Annotated in this window: 12 protein-coding genes; 5 read left to right on the forward strand and 7 right to left on the reverse strand. The window is 67.2% G+C overall.

Annotated elements, in window-relative coordinates; translation table 11 throughout:
* Nucleotides 1-137: 137 nt before the first annotated feature.
* Nucleotides 138-800, forward strand: a complete 663-nt coding sequence (locus KVY23_RS18175; protein WP_230557688.1) for an ammonium transporter — start codon at nucleotides 138-140, stop codon at nucleotides 798-800.
* 328 nt (nucleotides 801-1,128) lie between these two features.
* Here the strand turns inward: KVY23_RS18175 and KVY23_RS18180 are convergent, their stop codons facing one another.
* The 5 genes from KVY23_RS18180 to KVY23_RS18200 all read right to left on the reverse strand — a co-directional run bounded on the left by KVY23_RS18180 (nucleotide 1,129) and on the right by KVY23_RS18200 (nucleotide 8,909).
* Nucleotides 1,129-2,463, reverse strand: a complete 1,335-nt coding sequence (locus tag KVY23_RS18180) for a S1 family peptidase (protein ID WP_206510552.1) — start codon at nucleotides 2,461-2,463, stop codon at nucleotides 1,129-1,131.
* 98 nt (nucleotides 2,464-2,561) lie between these two features.
* Complete coding sequence (locus KVY23_RS18185; RefSeq protein WP_230557698.1) at nucleotides 2,562-3,674, reverse strand: hypothetical protein; 1,113 nt, start codon at nucleotides 3,672-3,674, stop codon at nucleotides 2,562-2,564.
* Nucleotides 3,674-4,792: a hypothetical protein gene (locus KVY23_RS18190; RefSeq protein ID WP_230557689.1), complete on the reverse strand. Its 1,119-nt coding sequence runs from the start codon at nucleotides 4,790-4,792 to the stop codon at nucleotides 3,674-3,676. Before KVY23_RS18190 ends, KVY23_RS18185 begins: the two co-directional genes overlap by 1 nt.
* Nucleotides 4,793-4,881: 89 nt before the next feature.
* Nucleotides 4,882-7,023 (reverse strand): LuxR C-terminal-related transcriptional regulator, encoded by a 2,142-nt coding sequence (locus KVY23_RS18195; RefSeq protein WP_230557690.1) that lies wholly within the window; start codon nucleotides 7,021-7,023, stop codon nucleotides 4,882-4,884.
* 5 nt (nucleotides 7,024-7,028) lie between these two features.
* Complete coding sequence (locus KVY23_RS18200) at nucleotides 7,029-8,909, reverse strand: Hsp70 family protein (protein WP_230557691.1); 1,881 nt, start codon at nucleotides 8,907-8,909, stop codon at nucleotides 7,029-7,031.
* Nucleotides 8,910-9,112: 203 nt separating this feature from the next.
* Between KVY23_RS18200 and KVY23_RS24980 the strand changes: the two genes are divergently transcribed.
* The 3 genes from KVY23_RS24980 (at nucleotide 9,113) to KVY23_RS18215 (ending at nucleotide 15,195) form a co-directional block, all read left to right on the forward strand.
* On the forward strand, nucleotides 9,113-11,779 hold the full coding sequence (locus KVY23_RS24980; protein ID WP_268995237.1) for an IniB N-terminal domain-containing protein: 2,667 nt from the start codon (nucleotides 9,113-9,115) through the stop codon (nucleotides 11,777-11,779).
* 135 nt (nucleotides 11,780-11,914) lie between these two features.
* Nucleotides 11,915-13,744 carry a dynamin family protein gene (locus tag KVY23_RS18210; protein WP_230557697.1) on the forward strand — a complete coding sequence of 610 codons (1,830 nt, stop codon included), beginning with the start codon at nucleotides 11,915-11,917 and terminating at the stop codon, nucleotides 13,742-13,744.
* On the forward strand, nucleotides 13,741-15,195 hold the full coding sequence (locus KVY23_RS18215; protein WP_230557692.1) for a dynamin family protein: 1,455 nt from the start codon (nucleotides 13,741-13,743) through the stop codon (nucleotides 15,193-15,195). Before KVY23_RS18210 ends, KVY23_RS18215 begins: the two co-directional genes overlap by 4 nt.
* Before the next feature lie 10 nt (nucleotides 15,196-15,205).
* On the opposite strand, the gene KVY23_RS18220 is transcribed toward KVY23_RS18215, so the two are convergent.
* Together KVY23_RS18220 and treS are read right to left on the reverse strand one after the other, a co-directional pair.
* Complete coding sequence (locus KVY23_RS18220) at nucleotides 15,206-15,751, reverse strand: hypothetical protein (protein ID WP_230557693.1); 546 nt, start codon at nucleotides 15,749-15,751, stop codon at nucleotides 15,206-15,208.
* Nucleotides 15,752-15,788: 37 nt separating this feature from the next.
* Complete coding sequence (treS, locus tag KVY23_RS18225) at nucleotides 15,789-17,969, reverse strand: maltose alpha-D-glucosyltransferase (protein ID WP_075840946.1); 2,181 nt, start codon at nucleotides 17,967-17,969, stop codon at nucleotides 15,789-15,791.
* 240 nt (nucleotides 17,970-18,209) lie between these two features.
* On the opposite strand from treS, the gene KVY23_RS18230 reads away from it, so the two are divergent.
* Nucleotides 18,210-18,686 carry a Pro-kumamolisin, activation domain family protein gene (locus tag KVY23_RS18230; protein ID WP_230557694.1) on the forward strand — a complete coding sequence of 159 codons (477 nt, stop codon included), beginning with the start codon at nucleotides 18,210-18,212 and terminating at the stop codon, nucleotides 18,684-18,686.
* Nucleotides 18,687-18,819 lie beyond the last annotated feature (133 nt).

The raw sequence follows: 18,819 nt of genomic DNA on the forward strand, positions 1-18,819 counted from the left end.
TAACGGTTGGTCGGACATGTGGGTTATGCTGCTGCGGCACCGACAAATTCGCGGATTCGGTCTGGGTGTTTCTGCGTCTGACGGGCTCTTTATTGCTACCTGCCAGGCAAGACTGCATAGAAACGGAAATTCGGTACATGAAACTCAGCAAACTGGTCGCTACGGCTGCCTTCTTGGCGGCGGCAATGGGTCTGGCCAGCGGCACGGCCTATGCAGATCCGGCCCCAGCGGCTCCCTCCACCTCCGAGGAAATCGGCTTCGAGTCCAACCTCGAGGATCGCACCATCGTCACGACCATCGACGCGGGTGTCTTCAAGGTCGCCGACGACGGCAAGACGGTCGACGTCCTCGATTCGGCCGACAATGTTGTGGTCACGCTTCCGCTGTCCTTCAATCTGGGCGGCCTGAACTTCCCCTACGAGCAGAACGTCGACGACGACGGCAAGACGCTCCGTCTCGTGCCGGTGCTCGACTTCACCAAGGCTTCCGCTGACTCTCGCAGCGTCGGAGCGACACCGGTCGCATCGCCTGACGAGAACCTCAAGGCTCAGCAGACCTTCGCCTCGCAGCTCAGTATCGCAACGGCAATCGGTGGATTCACCGGAACCGCGATCGGCTTCGGACTCGGCCTTATCGGATTCCTCGCAGGACCGGTTGGGCTCGGCACAGTGCCGACATTCGCCGCAATCGGCGGAATCGTCGGTACGATCATCACCGGTGGACCCACACTGGTGATCGCAGGCATCGACCTCATCAACACCCTCAACGCCGCTCCCGGAACAACCAAGTTCGCTGGCTGAGCCGCACACACAGACAGCACACAACAGAGCCCGTCACGCTTTCGAGCGTGACGGGCTTTGTTGTCTGCTAAGTAGCTGGTTCGCTCAGCTGGACGCGGGGCGGTCCTGCTCCTGCGGTGTCGGCATGAAGTCGATCGCCGCCTGCCACAGATCGACCACGTTCTGAGCCATGTCCAACCAAACCATCGTGAACGCAGGCATTTCGATACTCCCCCTTGCAGCATGCGGACTCGGTGTTGAGCCTCAGCAAGGGAATATACCGTCCGTTGGAGAATATCAACCAAAAACTGTCAAATGGTTGGTAAATACTACGATTAGCGTGCGATGGTCAGTCGATGCGCAACGTACGCACAGTCGCGCCGGTTTCGGCTGCCACCTGATCGATGGGGATGCCGAGACTTGCGGTGCCGCCGAACTGGGCGAGAGCGAGATTTGCCTCGGTGCAGTCGGGTGCTCCGCCGCTGTTGGACCCGCTGGTGATGCCCAGTGCGAGCGTTCCGGTCACGATTGCACCGCCGCTGTCACCGGACAGCGTGCACGCGGTGCTCGCGAAACCGCGGACGGTTCGGCTGGTGCCGTCGTCCATGAACAATTGCGTTTCGACCCGATCAGCGGCGACGACGCCACAGGTGAAGGACGAGGACTGACCCGACTTGCATACGGGCGCGCCCACGACGGGAGATGCAGTGCCGGTGATGGGCACCGTGCTGCCGTACGCGCCACGCACTGTCGGACGGTCCAATCCCGAGGAGACGCCCTGCTCGTTCAGTGCGATGACCGACCAGTCCAGGCCGCTCGGTGAACCCAGGCTCGATCGCTCGAACGTGCCGATCTGGGTGCTGTTGTTGACGTTCGCCGGATTCGGCAGGTAGACGGGGGCACCGCCGACGCCCGTAGCTGCGTTCGGATTGCAGTGCCCGGCGCTGAGATTGACCGGTCGACCCGATCTGTCCGTGGCGTTGAAGCCGAACGAGCAGACACTGATGGCACTGGTCGGTGCGTCCGCGATGTCCTCCGCGGTGGTGATGTAGGTGTCCCCGCCCATCGGCGATGGGTCGACGGGAACGGTGGCGCCCGGAGACAAGGTGACCTTCAGATTCGCCAGCAGCGTGGGCAGATTCAGCGCCCGGCCCACCGGGCTGTTGGCCACGTCCAGCACGATCCGATTCTCGAGAATATCGATGGATGCGCCGTTCACCTGACTGGCCACCTCACGCGGCAGTGACGCGATCCATGCGTTCAGGTCCGCGAGCGACTTCTCCAAACCGTCCGCCGACACCGGTGCCTGCGTGGTCTGGTAGCCGTCCTTGGCCACCGCGTGGGCGGCTTCCTGTGACGTGACCGCGACTACGGCATTGCCGTCGGGCCCGATCCAGGCGCCTGCGAAATCCGCTGGTCTGCTGGCGCGGAAGTCGGACGCATACGTAGACAACTCCTGAGCGCGCGCGGCGCGATCGAGATACTCCTGCGGCGAGATCTTCAGATCTCGCACCACGGCGTCGACGAGCTCGCGTGGGAGTTCCTCCGCAGTAGGTTGTTTCACAGTGGATGAGCTGTCCACCGTTGATTCAGGGTCTGCCGACGCGGGGGTCGAGAAGATACCGATGACCAACAACGCCGTCGAACAAATCACTGCGGCGCGCAGTGACCCCGTGTTACGCATGAAATCCCTTCATCGAGTCGACCATCAGGGGGGTCGACCATCAGCGCCCCACCTTAGAGCATGACCCTGTGAGGATGACGAATGCCAGTTCAGCGGCCTCAATTGCCTGAATCGGTGCCCCGAGGGTCGTTGCGGCGGGGAATCGTCGGGTAGGTGAACCGAGGGGCCGTGGGGTAGGTGAAGCGGGGGATGGTGGGCCTTGCCGGGGCGAGCTCGGTGGGGGCCGGAATCTCCGTCGGCGGGTTCGCGGTGGGAGGCGCCTCTATCTCCGGTGCCGGTGCCGGAGCGGGTTCCGGTTCAGGCGCGGGGGCAGCGGGTTGTGGTTCGGGCGCGGGCGGGCGAACAATGTCCGACGGCGGGGCCTCGGGTGCCGTCGGAAATGGAATCTCGACGGTATCGGCTGGGGCAGGCGCCGGAGCGTCGGTGGCCGCAGGTACCTGCGCATCGGTGATGACGGGCGGGTCGACGTCGGCGCCGTCGCTGAAGGTGCCGAGCGCGGCCGCGACACCGACCGCGGACAGGGCCGCCGCAACGGCCACACCGATGACCACCAGCAATGGCCGGTGCCGTCGTCGAGCGTCGCCGGCTTCGTTCCCGGCGGGTGTGAGGGCAGGCACGGGGAAGGTTGGGGCCTCGGAGAACGCCAGCGCCGCGGGCGCCTCGACGATGGGGATGGCGTCCGTGTCTGCCGTCTCCGGGGTCGCTTGTGTAGATCGCTCGAGCACCGCCAGGGCACCGACGGCCAGCGCGGCAGCACCGGTGACCGGGGTTGGGTTGTCCGAAATCATCGAGTCGACCTCGCCGGTCGCCGCGTCCTCGGGTACGAGAAGCACCCCGTGCAAGCCGGTGTGTTCGAACGCGTCGCGCAGCAAGTCGATCTTGTCTTCACCCCAGCTGCGCGGATGGGTCATCGCCACTGCCGGAGCGACGCCGCCGTGCAGGGCCGTCACCATCGCGAGAAGGCAGTTGGCGGTGTGTGCCATCAAGTCCTCGGCGCGATGCCCGTCGACTCCTGCCGGCTGTCCGACGCGTGAGACGAACCCGGACACCGAGGCGGCGCCGGTCTCGGCATCGTCACCGAGTCGGACGGTTCCGTCCTCGGCGAACGCCAGTCGACACGGCGTCTCGAACACCGCGGGATCCACCGTGGCATCGCGGCGGTGGACGGCTACGGCAGTCTCGTCATCGACGGAGATGGCGAGATACCCCATCAGCGGACAGTGTTCTCGACGGTGACGGTCTGCTCGGAGTCGTGTGCGTCGCGTTCGGCCTGGCCTTCCGAGCCGTCCGGAGCGTCGCCGCCCTCGTCGGTCGATCCGTCGCCGGTGTCCGTCGGGTCTTGGGGCACGGACTCCTCGGTCGAGGGCGACTCAGGAGGCGTGGGCGTGTCCGATGCCCCGTCGGCAGGTCTCGTCGGCGGGAGCTGAACGGGCGCCTGTTCCACTGCCGCGGTCGAGAGTTCGCTGACGGGGAGTTCGGAAGCGGGGGCCTGGGTGGCCGGTGCCGAACTTCGGGGAAGATCAGGGGTTTCGGGGAGATCAGGGACAGCTGGGGGCTCGGCGATGGGCACCGCGGTCGGGAACGGCAGCACTGGCGCCGGAGGAGACTGCGTCGTGGTCGGGGCAGCGATCAGGGCACTGTCGATCTCCGGGATCGACGGTGACGACCGATCCTGCAACATCAGTGCGGTCACGCTGGCACCGAAGACGAGAACGGCGGCGAATGCGGCCGCGGCGAGAACAGGGGTACGCGCCCACACCGGAAGTGCAGGTCGAGGGATCACTATCTCCTCGGTAACCGCGTCGACGGGAAACTCCGAGGCAATCCTCGCCGCGCCGCGCGCCACTGTGATCGCAGCATCCGAGGCTGTCCGCACTGTGTCCCTGCCCGCTGCGAGTGCTTCCGCCTCGGGCACCAAGGCGACGTGGTCCAACCCGATGCGGTTCATCGCGATGCGCACCGACGACACCTGTTCGGCGGTCCACACGGACGGAAAAGTCGCGGCGGCGGCCAGGGCGGACGGATCGGTCCCGAGCGAGCGCGCCACATCGGCGAGCAGGCAGCGAAACGCCATGGCGACGAGCGCACCGGGCCCGAAACCCGACTCGACCTCCCCTGCGACGAAATTTGTGAACACGGCTGCGTCGGGATCGGTCGTGTCACCGAGAGATGCCGAGCCGTCGGCGTGGACGTACAGAACAGTGCGATGCAGGGCCGCGACATGCAGGGACGGGTTGGCACGCGTGGGGTGCGAGACGGCGGCGATCGATCGCTCGTCGTCGACGTAGAGCCCGACGTCGGGCAATCCATCCACGTACTGGTCGATCATTGTCTTCGCTACCCCGTCTGCGCGTGCTGTCCGAGGCAACCGGGTCCGATCGCCTCTCGACATGCATGTCGCGCCGGGCGGCCCAGTAGTTACACACGCACCTGTTCGTCGCTTCCGGTGGAGCCGTACCCCATCGCTCGCAACATCGACAGCAGCTCCGACCGCGAGCCAGCGCCGAGACGCCGCCGAATGCGGGCGACGTGATGTTCGACGGTCTTGGCGGATATATACAGTCGTGCGCCGGCTTCGCGATAGGTGACGCCGAGCACGAGTAGTTCGGCCACCTCGGCTTCGCGTGCGCTGAGTGAACCCTTCGGCTCCTCGGCGACCGCACTCGGCGCGGCCACCGGCTGGCGCAGCGACCGCGCAACCTGCAGCAAGGTCGTCGCCGCGCGCGTGTCGGCGACGCGCAGTGCCGCTTCGCTGGCCAGCCGTGCTCCGTCCCAGGACAGGGCGATGCGGGCCAGACCCTGAGCCGCAGCCTCGACCTCCACAGCGTCGGGGTGACCCTGCAGCACTGCGAGCCACGCGCGTCCCGCTGTGGCCAGGGCAGCGCTGTACTGATTGGATTCCGCTGCCGCGGCCAGCGCTCGCGCATGCGGAACGAGTCCAGGGGGGTGCTCGGCCGCGATGGCAGCTTGCACGCCGTACCAGTGCAGCGCGGCTGTCCACGCCGACGGCTCGTGCAGATTCTCGGCGACCGCCTCGGCCTGCGTGATCAGGTGCGACATGCGTTCGAGTTGCCCGACGCGTACCGCGCCGAGCCACAACTCGCCGACCGGAAGGAACGAGAGCAGGTCGACGGAGTACTGCGCGATGATGTCCTGCGCATCCTCCCAGGCGGTCAGCAGCGATCCGGTGTCGCCGGATCGTCGGGCGAGCCCGACCCGCATTGCGTGCAGGTAGAGCCGATTTCGGCTGTGCGAGAGAGGGATATCGAGAACATCGAGACGTGCCTGTGCCTCGGCGAGGTTGCCTGCCAGCATCGAGGCCCAGGCCCGCAGCAGTGCAATGCGCGCCGCCTCGGGATGCCGCGGGGGCAGCGTCGCAGCCGCCCGCGCGGCAGTCGACTCCGCCCGCGCCACATCGCCGCAGTGCAGAGCGAAGAGAACTGCGATGTCGGCGGGACTGTTGGGAACAACTGTGCGGGCTGCACCGGAGAGCGTCAGCGCCCGCATCACCGTGTTGGTGGCTGCCGCGGTCTCGGCCGTCGAGGTCGCATCGATCGTCTGGCGAACACCGTCGGCGAGCAACGTCGCCGCCGCGCTCGACGATGTGGGCGGTGCCGAGGTCAGGGGAGCAGTGCTGGGCGGCGCGGCCAGGGCGTCGGCGGTGCCCGGATCGCCCGCCGTCAACGCAACAGACACCGCGACGTCGAGATCGGGGCCGACTCGTTCGGCGCCGAGCCACGCGTAGAGCGCAAGGCTGCGCTGCGCCATCCCCCGCTCGGCCGCGACCGTCGCCGACACTCGTACCGCCGTGCGCAACCGATCGATGCCGACCACCTCGAACTGCTCGAGTACCGAGTCGCAGAGCCGTTCGGCTGTTTCCAGATCACCCGATGCCACCGCCGCTTCGGCGCGTCGGGCCGCGAGCATCAGCGGATCGGCGCCCGCGGCCACCGCGCAATCGAAGAGGGTCGACGCCGATTCCGGTGCCGCCGCACCTGCGGCAGCGGTCAGATGATTCGCCAACTCGGCATGTCGAACACCTGCGTTCGACAGGGCAACAGCGGTGGCGTCGTCGAGAGTGTCGGTCTTGCAGCGGTATTCGAGCAGGCGCGTCAGGCAGGCAGTGAGTCGACGCCGGCCCATGGCATCGGCCAGGGCTCGGTGAACGTCGGGAAGCGCGAATGCCGACCCGGTGAGAAGGCCGTCGTCGACGGCACGCTCGATCACCGACGAGATGTCCGACGAGTCAACGGATTCGACGAGTTCGTTCAGCACTTCCACATCCGAGCCGACACCGAAATGCGCCAGCGCTACGACGGTCTGCTCCACCTCGTTCATTCCGCGCAGGACCTCGGCCCGATGGATGTGTACGGCGTCGGAGACGGCCTTGGTGACAGGTAGGTCGGCCTCGGTTCGCGCAGCGGCGTCGAGGGCGATCGCCACCGTCCGCGGGGCTCCACCCGTCACGGTCGCGATAGTGCCGGCGAGTGCCCCCGAAACCGGGCGTCCACGCTCGACGGCGAGGGATGAAATCTCGGCCTTGGTAAGCGCGACCTGCACGAAGCTCAGCTTCCGCCCACAAGCGGCCCGGTGAGGCCGCCGACGACGTTGCCGAGCCCGTCACCGACGCCACCGACCACACCACCGAGGCCGTCACCGACGCCGCCGACAACTCCGCCGACGCCGTCACCGACGTCGCCGAGGGTGGGACCGTTGTACTGGGGTGGGCTGATGGGCGGCGGAGTGTACGCCGGTGCCTGCGGCGGCTGCGGTGCCGGAATGTTCGGTGCAGGCGGTGCCGGAATGTTGGGTACAGCCGGTGCCGCCGGGGCGCCACCGCCGACTGGGGCTGCTGGGGCGCCACCGCCGACCGGGGCCACCGTCGGGTCGGCGACGACGCTGCCGTCGGGCGCAATGACTGTGCCGGGTGCGGGAATCAGCGTTCCGTCGGCGGCGACGGAAGGAGCCGGCAGACCGCTTTCGTTGGCCGACGCGGTGGCGTCGGCGATGTTCTGGGCCGTTGCACGGGGAGCCGTCGTGGTGCCGGTCGTGTCCGCAGTGTTCTCGGAGACGGCGGGAGTTTCGGGGGAACTGAGGGCGGTGCCGATGGACAGTCCGCCGGCGGCGATGACCGCGAGGGCGGCCACGGATGCGAATACGATCCCCGCCTTCTTGCGAACCGACATCCCGGTGGGCTCGGCCGCAGCGGCGCTCGCGGACGCGACCGAAGTCGGTGCAGGGCGCGGCGCGGGCCGAGTGACATCGACCGCTGCCGCTGCCGGGGGTACGTCGGAAACCGTGGTGTGTGCGATCTCGTTGCCGAGCATCGCGCCCCCGATCGCGGGGATGCGGCCGGGGTGCGGCCCGGTCGCGACGGGAACTCGCAGCTGCGAGGAGATCAACTCGGCGACAAGGGGAATGCTCGAGCTGCCACCGGTGAGCAGAACCTGGGTCAAGTCCGAGGAGTCGAGGCCCGCGGTGTGCAGGGTTTCACGGATCAGTTCGACCGAGCCGAGAATGGGCGCTCGGATCAGATCCTCGATCTCGTCGCGAACGAGCCGAGTCTCGTAGTTCAAGCCGGGCAGTTCGACTGACAAGCTGGTCGACGTCTCGGACGAGAGCCGTTCCTTCGCTTCGCTGCAGCGCGCACGCAGTTCGACCAACGCCCCGACAGTGTCCGGATCGAACGGATCGAACTCGAACGACTGGCTGCTCGACACCGTCTCGAGGATGTACTGGGTGATGAGATGGTCGAACTGCGACCCACCGAAGTCCTGTGAATGGACGCCGTTGCCGATGGTCCCGGCTTCGGATCCCGTGCGCATCAACGTAATTCCGAGCGAGTTTGCTCCGAGATCGTAGATGGCGGTCAAGCCGTCACCGGGCGTACCGCGGGAGCCTTCGAGCCACCGCATCGCGGCGAACGACTCGGGTACGAGGGTGGCATCGGATACCCCGGCGCGCGCCAAGGCCTCGCGCAGCACGTCGGTGGTGTACGAGGTCCACCGATCGGGGTGGGTGACCACCACGGTCGGCTCGGTCTCGGACCCGGCGGAGATCTCCGCGATCAGCGCGCGCGTGGCAGTGGCGAACAGGTCCTCGGCGAGATGGGTGCGGCCGTCCTCGTCGATCAGCGGCACCGGATCGCCGACGCGGTCGGCGAATCCGCCGAGCAGATACCGCTGATGGCGTTCCGACAGCGACGCGAGTGCGGGTGCCGCACCCGGGCTGAGGTCGAGAGCGGACCTGCGGATGACCGTGGGCATTGCCTCGTCGGTGGCGTAATCACGGGGAGCCTGGGGGTCGCGCGATGTATCGAGCGCGGCCACCGAGGTGACCGTTCCAATCCGTATTCCGAGCCCTGCACTCATCGCCATCTCCGCATTCTCGTCACCGTCGACGTCGCTCTTGTTGTCGTCAGCATGGCAGTTTTCGTTACCTCTCACAGTGGGTCGGCCGGTTGTTGCGGGCAAACCCCCTATCGCCCGACGATCCCCTAACGGGCCACCCCTGGCCGTCCGCGTTCCGATAGGGGGTTCGGCCCCGTTGGGCGATTCCGCGGGGGCCCATAGCTTTGTTGACAACAGCTTCGCGATCGCAGGCCGCTTGTGATCGACCACGAACGACCACCACTGAAGGAGCCACGACCATGGCCACGAACGCAGTACTCGACTTCATCCTCAGCCTCCTCCGCGACGACGAGGCGGCCGCCTCGTACTGCGTCAACCCGGACGCTGCGCTCGCTGCCGCCGGTCTCGGCGACGTCAGCCATGCCGACATCGTCGCCGTCGCACCGCTGGTAGCGGAATCCGGACTGTTCGCCGGAGCCGGCTCGCAGCTCTCGGCAATCCTCGGCGCCGGTGGCGCCGGTGGCGCCGGTGGCGCGGGAGGCATCGGGGGTGGCCTCGCCGGCGGCGCTGCCATCGGCGGCGGACTGTCGACCGGCCTCGGTTTGGCCGCAGGCGCCATCGTCGGCGGTGGGCTCGCAGGTAGCGGAGTCATCGGTGGTGGTATCGGCGGCGGCTTCGGCGGCGACCTGGACCTGGCGGGCGATATCGCCGCGCAGATCGGTGCGGCGCTGAGTGCGGCGCTCGCCGTCGGCGGTCAGATCGGTGCCGAGCTCGGTGCCGCCTTCGGCGCGGCCCTCGAAGCGATCATCGGAGCAGGTGGATCCATCGACCTCGGTGGCGCCGCCGATCTGAGCGGCGCACTTGCCGGTGTCATCGGCGGCGGGATCGACCTCGGCGCGGACCTGACCGCAGGACTCACCGCCGCGCTCGACGCCGCTCTCAGCGCGGTCGGTGGCCTGGACCTCGGTGTACTCGCCGGCGTCGACGGCGCACTGACGGGCGCTCTCGAAACCGTCTTCGGCATCGGCGGCGCAGTGGGAGCCGACCTCGGCGCAGCCCTCGGCGGCGTGCTGGGCGCAGTCCTCGACGCAGACCTGGTCGGCAATCTCGCCGGGGACCTGGCAGGCGGGCTGGGTGCCGCGCTCACTGCCGGACTCGACCTCGGCGCTGGCGTCGCTGCCGGCCTGGCCACCGAGATCGCAGCCGGACTCGGCGGCGCGCTCGACGCTGCGATCGGCGCGGGCGCCGGTCTTGCCGGCGGCCTGGCAGGAGGCCTCGAAGGCATCTTCGCACTGCAGAGCGGCCTTGCAGCAGCCCTCGGATCCTCGCTCGGCGCCGTGCTCGACGCCGGTGCGCTGGCTGATCTGGACCTCGCCGGGCTCGCAGGCATCGACCTCGGTGGCATCATCGGCGGTGCCCTCGGCACTGCCCTCGACCTCGACGCCGGGATCGTCGGCGACTTGACGGCCTCGCTCGGCGCCGCACTCGACGGTGTCATCGGTGCCGACGGCGCACTCGGTCTGGGCGGTGCCGCAGACCTCGAAGGACTCCTGGGCGCAGCGTTCGGCATCGGCGGCGAAGCAGGCGCCGGACTCGGCGCAGCATTCGACGCCATCCTCGGTGCAGGTGGCGCCCTCGGTGGCGCTCTGGATCTCGGCGCAGCGCTCGGTGCAGGCGGAGCACTGGCCGGTGCGCTCGACGGCACCCTCGCAGCAGCGCTCGGCGCCGCAGGCGATCTGGCCGGGGGCGTGGACCTCGATCTCGGATCGGGACTGGAGGGAATCCTCGGAGCCGAAGGCGCCCTGGCGTCGACCATCGGTTCCTCGCTCGGCGCGGTACTCGACGCCGGTGCACTCGCCGATCTCGACCTGAGCGGCCTTGCGGCCGGTGACATCGCCGGCGCGGTGAGCGGTGCACTCGGATCCGCGTTGGATCTGGACACCAGCGCCATCGGCAGCCTGACTGCTGCACTCGGCACCGCCATCGACGTCTCGGCTGCGGGTGAGCTCGCCGCCGCGACCGATCTCGAAGGCGTCCTCGGCGCTGCATTCGGTGTGGGCGGCGAGGCGGGTGCCGGACTCGGCGGCGCACTCGACTCCGTTCTCGACACCAGCGGCGCCCTCGACCTCGGCGCCGCACTCGGTGGCGGAGCGGAACTCGGCGGCGCGCTGACCGGGGCACTCGATGCCGCACTCGGTGCGACAGGCGGAGCAGCGGGCAGCGGTGACATCGATGCAGGACTCGGTGCCGTGGGCGGCCTCGCCGGTGGACTCGCGGGTGGCCTGGGCGGCGGACTTGCCGGTGGCCTCGGCGGCGGCGTCGAGACAGGCCTGGGAGCTGTTGCCGAGGCCGGCGCCGGCCTCGAAGCCGGTGTGGGCGGTGCCGTCGACGGCGCGGTCGGTGCCGTCGGAGGTGTCGGTGGCGCGCTCGACGGTGCAGCCGGCGCGGGCGGCTCTGCAGTCGGTGAACTGGGTGCGGGCCTGAACGCGGGTCTCGGTGCCGGTCTCGGCGCTGGCCTCGATGCCGGTGCGTCGGCCGGGGCCGACCTGGCAGGCGGCCTCGCCGGTGGTGCGGCCGCAGGAACGGACCTGGCAGGAGACGTCGCGGGTGGTCTTGCCGGTGGCGTCGAGGGTGGCCTTGCGGGTGGCGTCGAGACCGGTGCTGACGTTGCCGGCGGATTCGCAGGCGGCCTGGACAGTGGCTTCGATACCGGCGCGGACCTGATCGGGGGAGCCGCAGGAGGCCTCTCCGGTGGCGTGGAGAGCGCCGCGGATGCGTCCGGATCGCTCACCAGCGGATTCGACTCGAACGCCTGGTCCTCGGTGGACTCGAACATCTTCGGGCAGGCGCAGGGTGAATCCTCCTTGGGCGGGGAGTCCAGCCTGCACGGCGACATCGACAGCTCGGCTGACTCCGTCGCCGAGGTCGCCACCGTCGACCACAGTGCGGATCTGCTGAACCCCTGATGCGGTAGCAGGAACGAATATCTGATGCGGTAGCACGAACGGATGAGGAGGCCCCGGGCGGTTCGGTACGCCCGGGGCCTCTTTCCTCGTTACAGTTCGATGCAGCACATCACGCACCAGATCCGAAAGAAGGCTATGGACGGGCAAGCGAAGCAGCTGGCCGACCTGCTCGACCGAACTGCGGCAGTGGCCCAGACGGTCGGACGGTCCGATCTCGTGGAAAGGATGACGCTCGCCAAGGAGCGGGTGCTCGATCCGCGTCGTCGCATCGTTGTCGTCGGACCGCTGAAACAGGGAAAAAGCCAGTTCGTCAACTCGCTGCTCAACCTCGAGGTGTGCTCCGTCGGCGACGACGAGACGACGGCCATCCCGACCGTCGTCCAGAACTCGGATCGCTCCCATGCCGAGCTGCTACTGGCTGATCCCGGCAATGACGTTCTGCGCGTTGATGTTCCGTTGGCCGAACTGCAGAGCATCACCCCGGCCAGCCCTCTTGCCCAGGGTCGTGAAGTGTTGCGACTCGAAGTCAACGTGCCGAGTCCGTTGCTCGCGGACGGCCTGGTGCTGGTCGACACACCGGGCGTCGGTGGTCACGGAAACCCGCATGCGGCCGGCACCTTGGGTCTCGTACCCTCGGCCGACGCCGTGCTGGTGGTCTCCGATGCCAGCCGCGAGTTCACCGAACCCGAAATCTCGTTCCTCCGCCAGGTTTTGGGGCTCTGCCCGTCCGTGGCAGTGCTGATCACCAAGACCGACCTCTATCCGCACTGGCGTCAGATCGTCGAGGCCAACCGAGGGCATCTGCAGCGTGAAGGACTCGATGTCCCGATGATCCCGCTGTCCTCGCTGCTCCGGTCGCATGCGCTGCGACTCGATGACGAGGAGCTGAACGTCGAATCCGGTTTCCCGGACCTCTACACGTTCTTGCGCGAGGAGGTCGTCCTGCGCGCCGACACCACGACCCGCACCGCCGTCTCCCTCGATATACGTTCGGTCACCGAACATCTCACGTTGGCTATGGCCAGCGAGCTTGCGGCCCTACGTGACCCGGACCGCGCCGCAGCGGCTGTGGCGGGCTTGCAGCGCGCAAAGTCCGCGGCCGAGGACCTGCACAAGAAGACGTCCCAGTGGCAACAGACCCTCTCCGACGGAATCGCGGATCTGGCGTCGGACATCGACCACGACCTGCGGGATCGGCTGCGCCGCGTCACGCGCGAGGCCGAACAGACCGTCGACGAAGGAGATCCGGCGTCCGACTGGGCCGAACTCGGCGACTGGCTCGAAGAGCAGATCGCTGCCTCGGTCGGTGACAACTTCGTCTGGGCGCACGAGCGGGCGCTGTGGCTGGCCGAGCTGGTCGCGGAGCATTTCGCGGCCGCCGGTGCCGTCTCGCTGCCCGACCTCGACCTCGGTGATCTCGAGAACGTGCTCGATCCTGTTGCCTCACTTGCCGACCTCGAGACCGGCGCGCTCGGCATCACACAGAAGGTGCTCGTCGGCATGCGGGGTTCGTACGGCGGTGTGCTGATGTTCGGTTTGATCACCACATTCGTCGGTCTGAGTTTGCTCAACCCCATCTCGATCGGTGCCGGCGTGTTGTTGGGCACCAAGGCGTACAAGGAAGACAAGGAGAATCGAGTTCGGGCACGTCGATCCGAGGCGAAGGTTGCTATCCGACGCTTCACCGACGACGTCAGCTTCCAGGTCGGCAAGGAATCGAAGGATCGGCTTCGGCTCATCCAGCGCGTCCTTCGCGACCACTTCACCTCCATCGCCGAGCAGACCCTGCGCTCACTCAACGATTCGCTGCAGGCCGCTCGGGAGGCCGCGAACGTCGAGACCAACGAACGTGCCACACGCACAGCACAACTGGATCGCGAGATGAAGGTGGTCGCCGAACTCAACGAGCGCGCGGCAGCCCTCGTACCCGCCGGCGCTCCCGCACCCGACGCAGCAGCGAAGTGACCGCGCTGGCCGAGGCTCGTGCGCTGATCTCTGCCGCGCGCGAGGCATACTCCATCGACCATCAGGCCGCGGCGACGCTGACCGAATGCCTCGAGCGGCTCGACCAGCCGTTGCGCGTGGCCCTGGCCGGATCGCTCAAAGCCGGCAAGTCCACCCTGCTCAATGCGCTTGTGGGACAGGACATAGCCCCCACCGATGCCACCGAGTGCACCAAGGTGGTCACCTGGTATCGCAGCGGATCGGCCCCCAGTGTCACTGCCTGGTACGACGGTGATCGCTCCGCGCACGTGCCCGTGCAACGCCGAGGAGGGCGGTTGACCTTCGACCTCGGCGAGTTGACGGCGGCGCACGTGGACCGGCTCGATGTCGAGTGGCCCGCCCGCACACTGACTCAGACGACCATCATCGACACCCCGGGCACATCCTCGCTGTCACGGGATGTTTCCGCACGGACACTGTCGATGCTGACGCCGGAGAACGCGTCCTCGGGGGCGGATGCCGTCGTCTATCTGCTGCGGACGCTCAACGCCACCGATGTGTCCTTCCTCGGACAGATCTCGTCCCACGTGGGCGGAGAAGCGGGGCCGCTCGGCGTCATCGGTGTCGTCTCGCGTGCCGACGAGGTCGGAGCGGGCCGCATGGACGCGATGATGTCCGCCAAGGAGGTAGCCTCGAGATTCGCCGCAGAACTCGAGGCAACCGGATTGTGCCAGGCGGTGGTACCCGTCGCCGGACTGCTCGCGCTCGGTGCCGAGACACTGCGGCAGTCGGAGTTCGCGGCATTCGAAATGCTCGCGCAGGTGCCCGATGCGGATCTGCAGTTGGCCATGCTGTCGGCGGACCGCTTCTCGCGGCCCGGTTTGCTGCCGATCGACCCCGAGCTGCGCGCCTCGATCGTCGATCGCTTCGGGTTGTTCGGTATCCGGATGGCAGTGACGCTGATCAAGCTGGGCGTGCGCGATTCGCCGACGCTCGCGGCGGAACTGGTAGAACGCAGCGGGCTGAGCGAACTGCGGTCGGTGATCGACGTCCAGTTCGGTCAGCGAGCAGACCAGCTCAAACTCCATTCCGCGCTGGTGACATTGCAGCGCACCCTCGAGTGGCGGCCCATCGCGGAGTCGGCTGCCCTCCGCGCCGAAGCCGGTCGGATGATGGCCGACGTGCACGGATTCCAGGAGCTTCGGCTACTGGGGCGGATGCGGTCCACGGCGCCGAAGCTACCCGAGCCCCAGCTCGCCGAACTGCACCGATTGATCGGTGGCTACGGCATCGACCCGTCCACCCGACTCGGCCTCGACCCCGACAGCGCGCCCGCGCAGCGGCACACCGCTGCGCTCGACGCGGTCCAGAAGTGGCGTCGGATGTCCGAACACCCGCTACTCGACCAATTCACCGCACGAGCCTGCGAAGTCGCAGCCCGCAGCGCTGAGGGAGTGGCCGTCCTGCGTTGACGCGGCGCGGTCACCGCCGAATTGCGAAGCCGGTCACCGCAGCCACCACGGTGAGACCGGCTGCGAGGAGCGGCCCCCACTGCAGGGCCCCAACTGCGATCGACCCGGCCTCGGACATGAAAGACCAGAAGAGCAGGGACGCACCGATTGCCGCCAGGGCAGCGAAGACCAGCACGAGGGCCCCGCCGCGCTTTCGCCCCGCAGCCAACATCGATCCGACCCCCGCGAGCACCAGGATCACGGCCGCGACCCCGGCACTACCCAGCAACGTCACCGTCACCGTATCGGTGACCTCGGCGGAGCTCGCCCCGGAGTCCTGCTCCTGAACAGAGGTTTCCAGCGCCGACCGTACTGCGTCGTATTCGAGCGCGAGCACACCAGCGATCGCCAGGAAGACAACCGTCACAGCCACCCACGAAGCGACGTTCAACCGGTACGCAAGTGAGGGCCGCGGCGCTTCCTCCCGGGTCCGCAGTGGCTCGACCGTGAACTCCGGGCGCTGCGGTTGCGGGCGTGGTTCGGCCTCGGGACGACGATGATTTCCCTGCTCACTCACAAGCATCGAGCCTTTTCGGTTGTGACGGGGGAGCTCATCATCGGAGAATCACCGGAACTCCTTGGTAGGGGCCGAGCGTCATCGGGAAGCTGTTCAACTCGTCGACGACGCCGATGTCGGTGTCGTCGAACATCTCGTGAACGGCCGCCCCCGGCGTCAGGTACTTGGACTGAATGGTCGCGGCGACATCCTCGGAGGAAAAGTTGATGACCGTCGCCTGGATGTTGCCCTGCCCGAGGTCGTGCACCAACACCAGTAGTCCTTTGTGCGAGACCGTCGGAACATCCAACTGTTGGGCTGTCGCGATGCCGTACCTGTTGCGTAGCTCGATGATTCGCGCCAGCCGCCGGGCGAAGGAGTGGGGATCCTTCAACTGCTCCGGCAACGATCCGTACAGGCTCCGGCCGCGGGGGATGCCGGATTCCGAACGCACAGCCTCGGGATAGCTGTCCATGAGGTCGTGCGCTCCGCGGTTGATCCAGCGGGTGTCGCCCTCGCGGATCAGCTCGGCGACATCCTCGGCTCCGATGGGCAGGATGCCGAGCAGGTCCCAACCCGAGAGCGCGAAGACGCCCGGTTGCAGGGCGTTGTACATCGCCAGCATCAGGTGCGCGGTCTTGACCGTTTCGATATCGGTCTCGTCCATGCGGTCCAGATCCCGGATGCCGAGCGAGGCGGTGATCACACTTGCTGTGGTGCAGGCGATTCCGTTGGTGGTGAACAGTCGGTTGTAGGGCGCCCACCGGCCGGTGAGGCGATCGGTGAGCTCGGACCGAATCTGGTTGCCGAGATCGGCACCCTTGACCACCTCGTTGCAGTAGGTGAACTCGTCCTCGGCGTGCAGCGTGGCGAAGTGGATCAACTCGAAGGTGAGCTCGTCGTGATTCTGCAATGCGTGCACCAGAGATGCCGGGTCGACGCCGTGGTCACGCGACAAAGACATTGTGAGCCTGAGGAATTCGGTGTTCCCCATGACAAGTGCGTGGTGGTAGGCGGGCCGGTTGATGAAATCGTAGGACAGGTCGGCGCCATTGGCACCCATCGCCTTGATGTCGTCGATGGTCAGATTCAACTCCTGGAAGGTGAACCCGCCCATCTTGCGGACGACGCTGGCGATGAGGTGGTTCGCGGCCTCGGACAGGGGATGGCCCTCGGACCAACCCGGACCCTCCGCCCGCCGCTCGACGCCGAGGAAGCCGTTGGCGTCGAGGCGAAGAGCGCCGGCACCGAGGTCGGCGATCGAGTGGCAGGCGTCGCCGATGACCAGGCGCATGCCGGCGAACGAGGGGTCGAGCCAGTTGATCGACGGCTGACCTGCCTTGAAGTAGTGCAGGTACACCCAGCGTCGTTCGACGCCGTCGATTCCCACCACCGGAGCCGTTGCGCTCCAATTGGTTTCCTTGACACCGAGTTCGTAGAAGATGACGCGCTGCAGTTGCCCGATGATGTAACCCGCGCGGGCGAGATTGGCTTCGGCTTCGGCGTCGATGTTCTGCGAATCAGTTCCGGCGCGGACCCGGGGGAGCAGATGCCAATCCTGCGGCTCGATCTCCACCATGTGATAGATGCCGGGATAGTCCGCCACGGCCATCTCGGCCAATCGGAAGTCGGCGCCCTTGCCGGTGTGACCCGGAACGATGTCATCGATGACGATGCCCTCGTAGGCGGCGGCCACGACGCACAGGCGTCGGAACTCCTCCTCGGAACCGAACGCAGGGTCGATCTGCATGCCGATGCGGTCGAAATGCCCGTCGACGGACGGTGTCGGACGCCAGCCGTGGATGCCGCCGGCGACCTTGACCGGTCCGGTGTGGACAGCGGTGATGCCGATCTCGGAGAACGCCTGCCACAGTGCTTCGTCGCCCAGGGTGCTGAGGAAACTCGTGCGGGGCGCGTTGATGACCGAGATTGGATAAGCGGTGAACCACACGGGCGCGCGCTCGACGGCCGCGCGTGGGTCGGGATCGGCGTAGGGGTTCTGCCACATGCTGCCCTTGCCGGAGAGTTGTTCGGCGATGAGCTTGGCGTCGTGCAGCATGGATTTTTCGGTGAGCCAGTCCACGTATTCGGGGTTGGCTGCCGAGGGATCTCCTTCGACGGGGGCTGCCCTGTTTCGATCGGCCCGCCTTACGGAGGGGCGTAGTGGGCGCGGTCTGGCGGGATAGAACTTCTCGTCGTAGGTGATCTCGCTCGGTTCGTGCTGCACTTCGGGATCCATGTGCCTCTTTCCGCCCTCGCTTTGTTTCAACCCTACGTAGGGAAGGCATGCTCTGCAGTGTTGTTACATCCCCGTGCGGAGGCCCAGCGAAACCTTCGGGTCGATGAATTGCACGGGTGTGATTCGAGATGTGGCCTTACTGGACCGTCACCGAATCGAGACTGCGTGGTCTGGAAAGTTCGGCTCGAGTGGGCGATAGTTGAATCGCACCAATAACCCCTTCAGTCACAGGAGTAACACATGCGTCGCACCGTCCGCACCATCGTCCTGGCCTCGACGGCCGCAATTGCCGCCGCCGTCGGCGCGGTAGCCATGGCGCCCATCGCATCGGCGCAGGAAGACGAGCCGGCTCCGATGCCCTTCGGATCCTCCGAGCTGCAGTCCCCCGACCTGGTGGTCTCGATCGACGCGGTCTGTGTGCCGCGGGCTGACGAAGACGACCGTGAGGGAGAGCTCGCGGCCCTCGAGATCACCCTGAACAACGTCGGCGCGGACGCCGCCTCGCTGATCTCCACCAACTACGGCATCGCCCCCGACCTGACCGGTGTGCTGCCGGAGGATGTCATCGAGCCCGGTGAAGGCATCGTCTACACCGTGCCCACTCCGATGAGCGAGTGGAACAACGTGCTGGCCGGCGCGGCAACGTTCTCGCCGCAGCTCGACGCGAACTACCCGGACAACTTCGCAGTCGGGATGCTCAGCATCGACTGCTCTTAGGCGCTTCGCACATGTGCGCGGAAATGCATGACGGGTTCAATCGGTGGTCGCAACGAGCGTCCTGTTGTGTTCCTCGACGAAGTTACCGAACTTCGTGAGAGGAGTATTCCATCCCAGCGTTTTGCGGGGACGG

The organism is Rhodococcus sp. I2R (assembly GCF_020889545.1).
Classification (GTDB): Bacteria; Actinomycetota; Actinomycetes; order Mycobacteriales; family Mycobacteriaceae; genus Rhodococcoides.

Excerpts from the sequence above, each read along its gene's own strand:
- KVY23_RS18230 (WP_230557694.1), top strand. The coding sequence starts at position 18,210 with ATGCGTCGCACCGTCCGCACCATCGTCCTGGCCTCGACGGCCGCAATT.
- KVY23_RS18180 (WP_206510552.1), bottom strand. The coding sequence starts at position 2,463 with ATGCGTAACACGGGGTCACTGCGCGCCGCAGTGATTTGTTCGACGGCG.
- KVY23_RS18210 (WP_230557697.1), top strand. The coding sequence starts at position 11,915 with ATGGACGGGCAAGCGAAGCAGCTGGCCGACCTGCTCGACCGAACTGCG.
- KVY23_RS18175 (WP_230557688.1), top strand. The coding sequence starts at position 138 with ATGAAACTCAGCAAACTGGTCGCTACGGCTGCCTTCTTGGCGGCGGCA.
- KVY23_RS18185 (WP_230557698.1), bottom strand. The coding sequence starts at position 3,674 with ATGGGGTATCTCGCCATCTCCGTCGATGACGAGACTGCCGTAGCCGTC.
- KVY23_RS24980 (WP_268995237.1), top strand. The coding sequence starts at position 9,113 with ATGGCCACGAACGCAGTACTCGACTTCATCCTCAGCCTCCTCCGCGAC.
- treS (WP_075840946.1), bottom strand. The coding sequence starts at position 17,969 with ATGGATCCCGAAGTGCAGCACGAACCGAGCGAGATCACCTACGACGAG.
- KVY23_RS18190 (WP_230557689.1), bottom strand. The coding sequence starts at position 4,792 with ATGATCGACCAGTACGTGGATGGATTGCCCGACGTCGGGCTCTACGTC.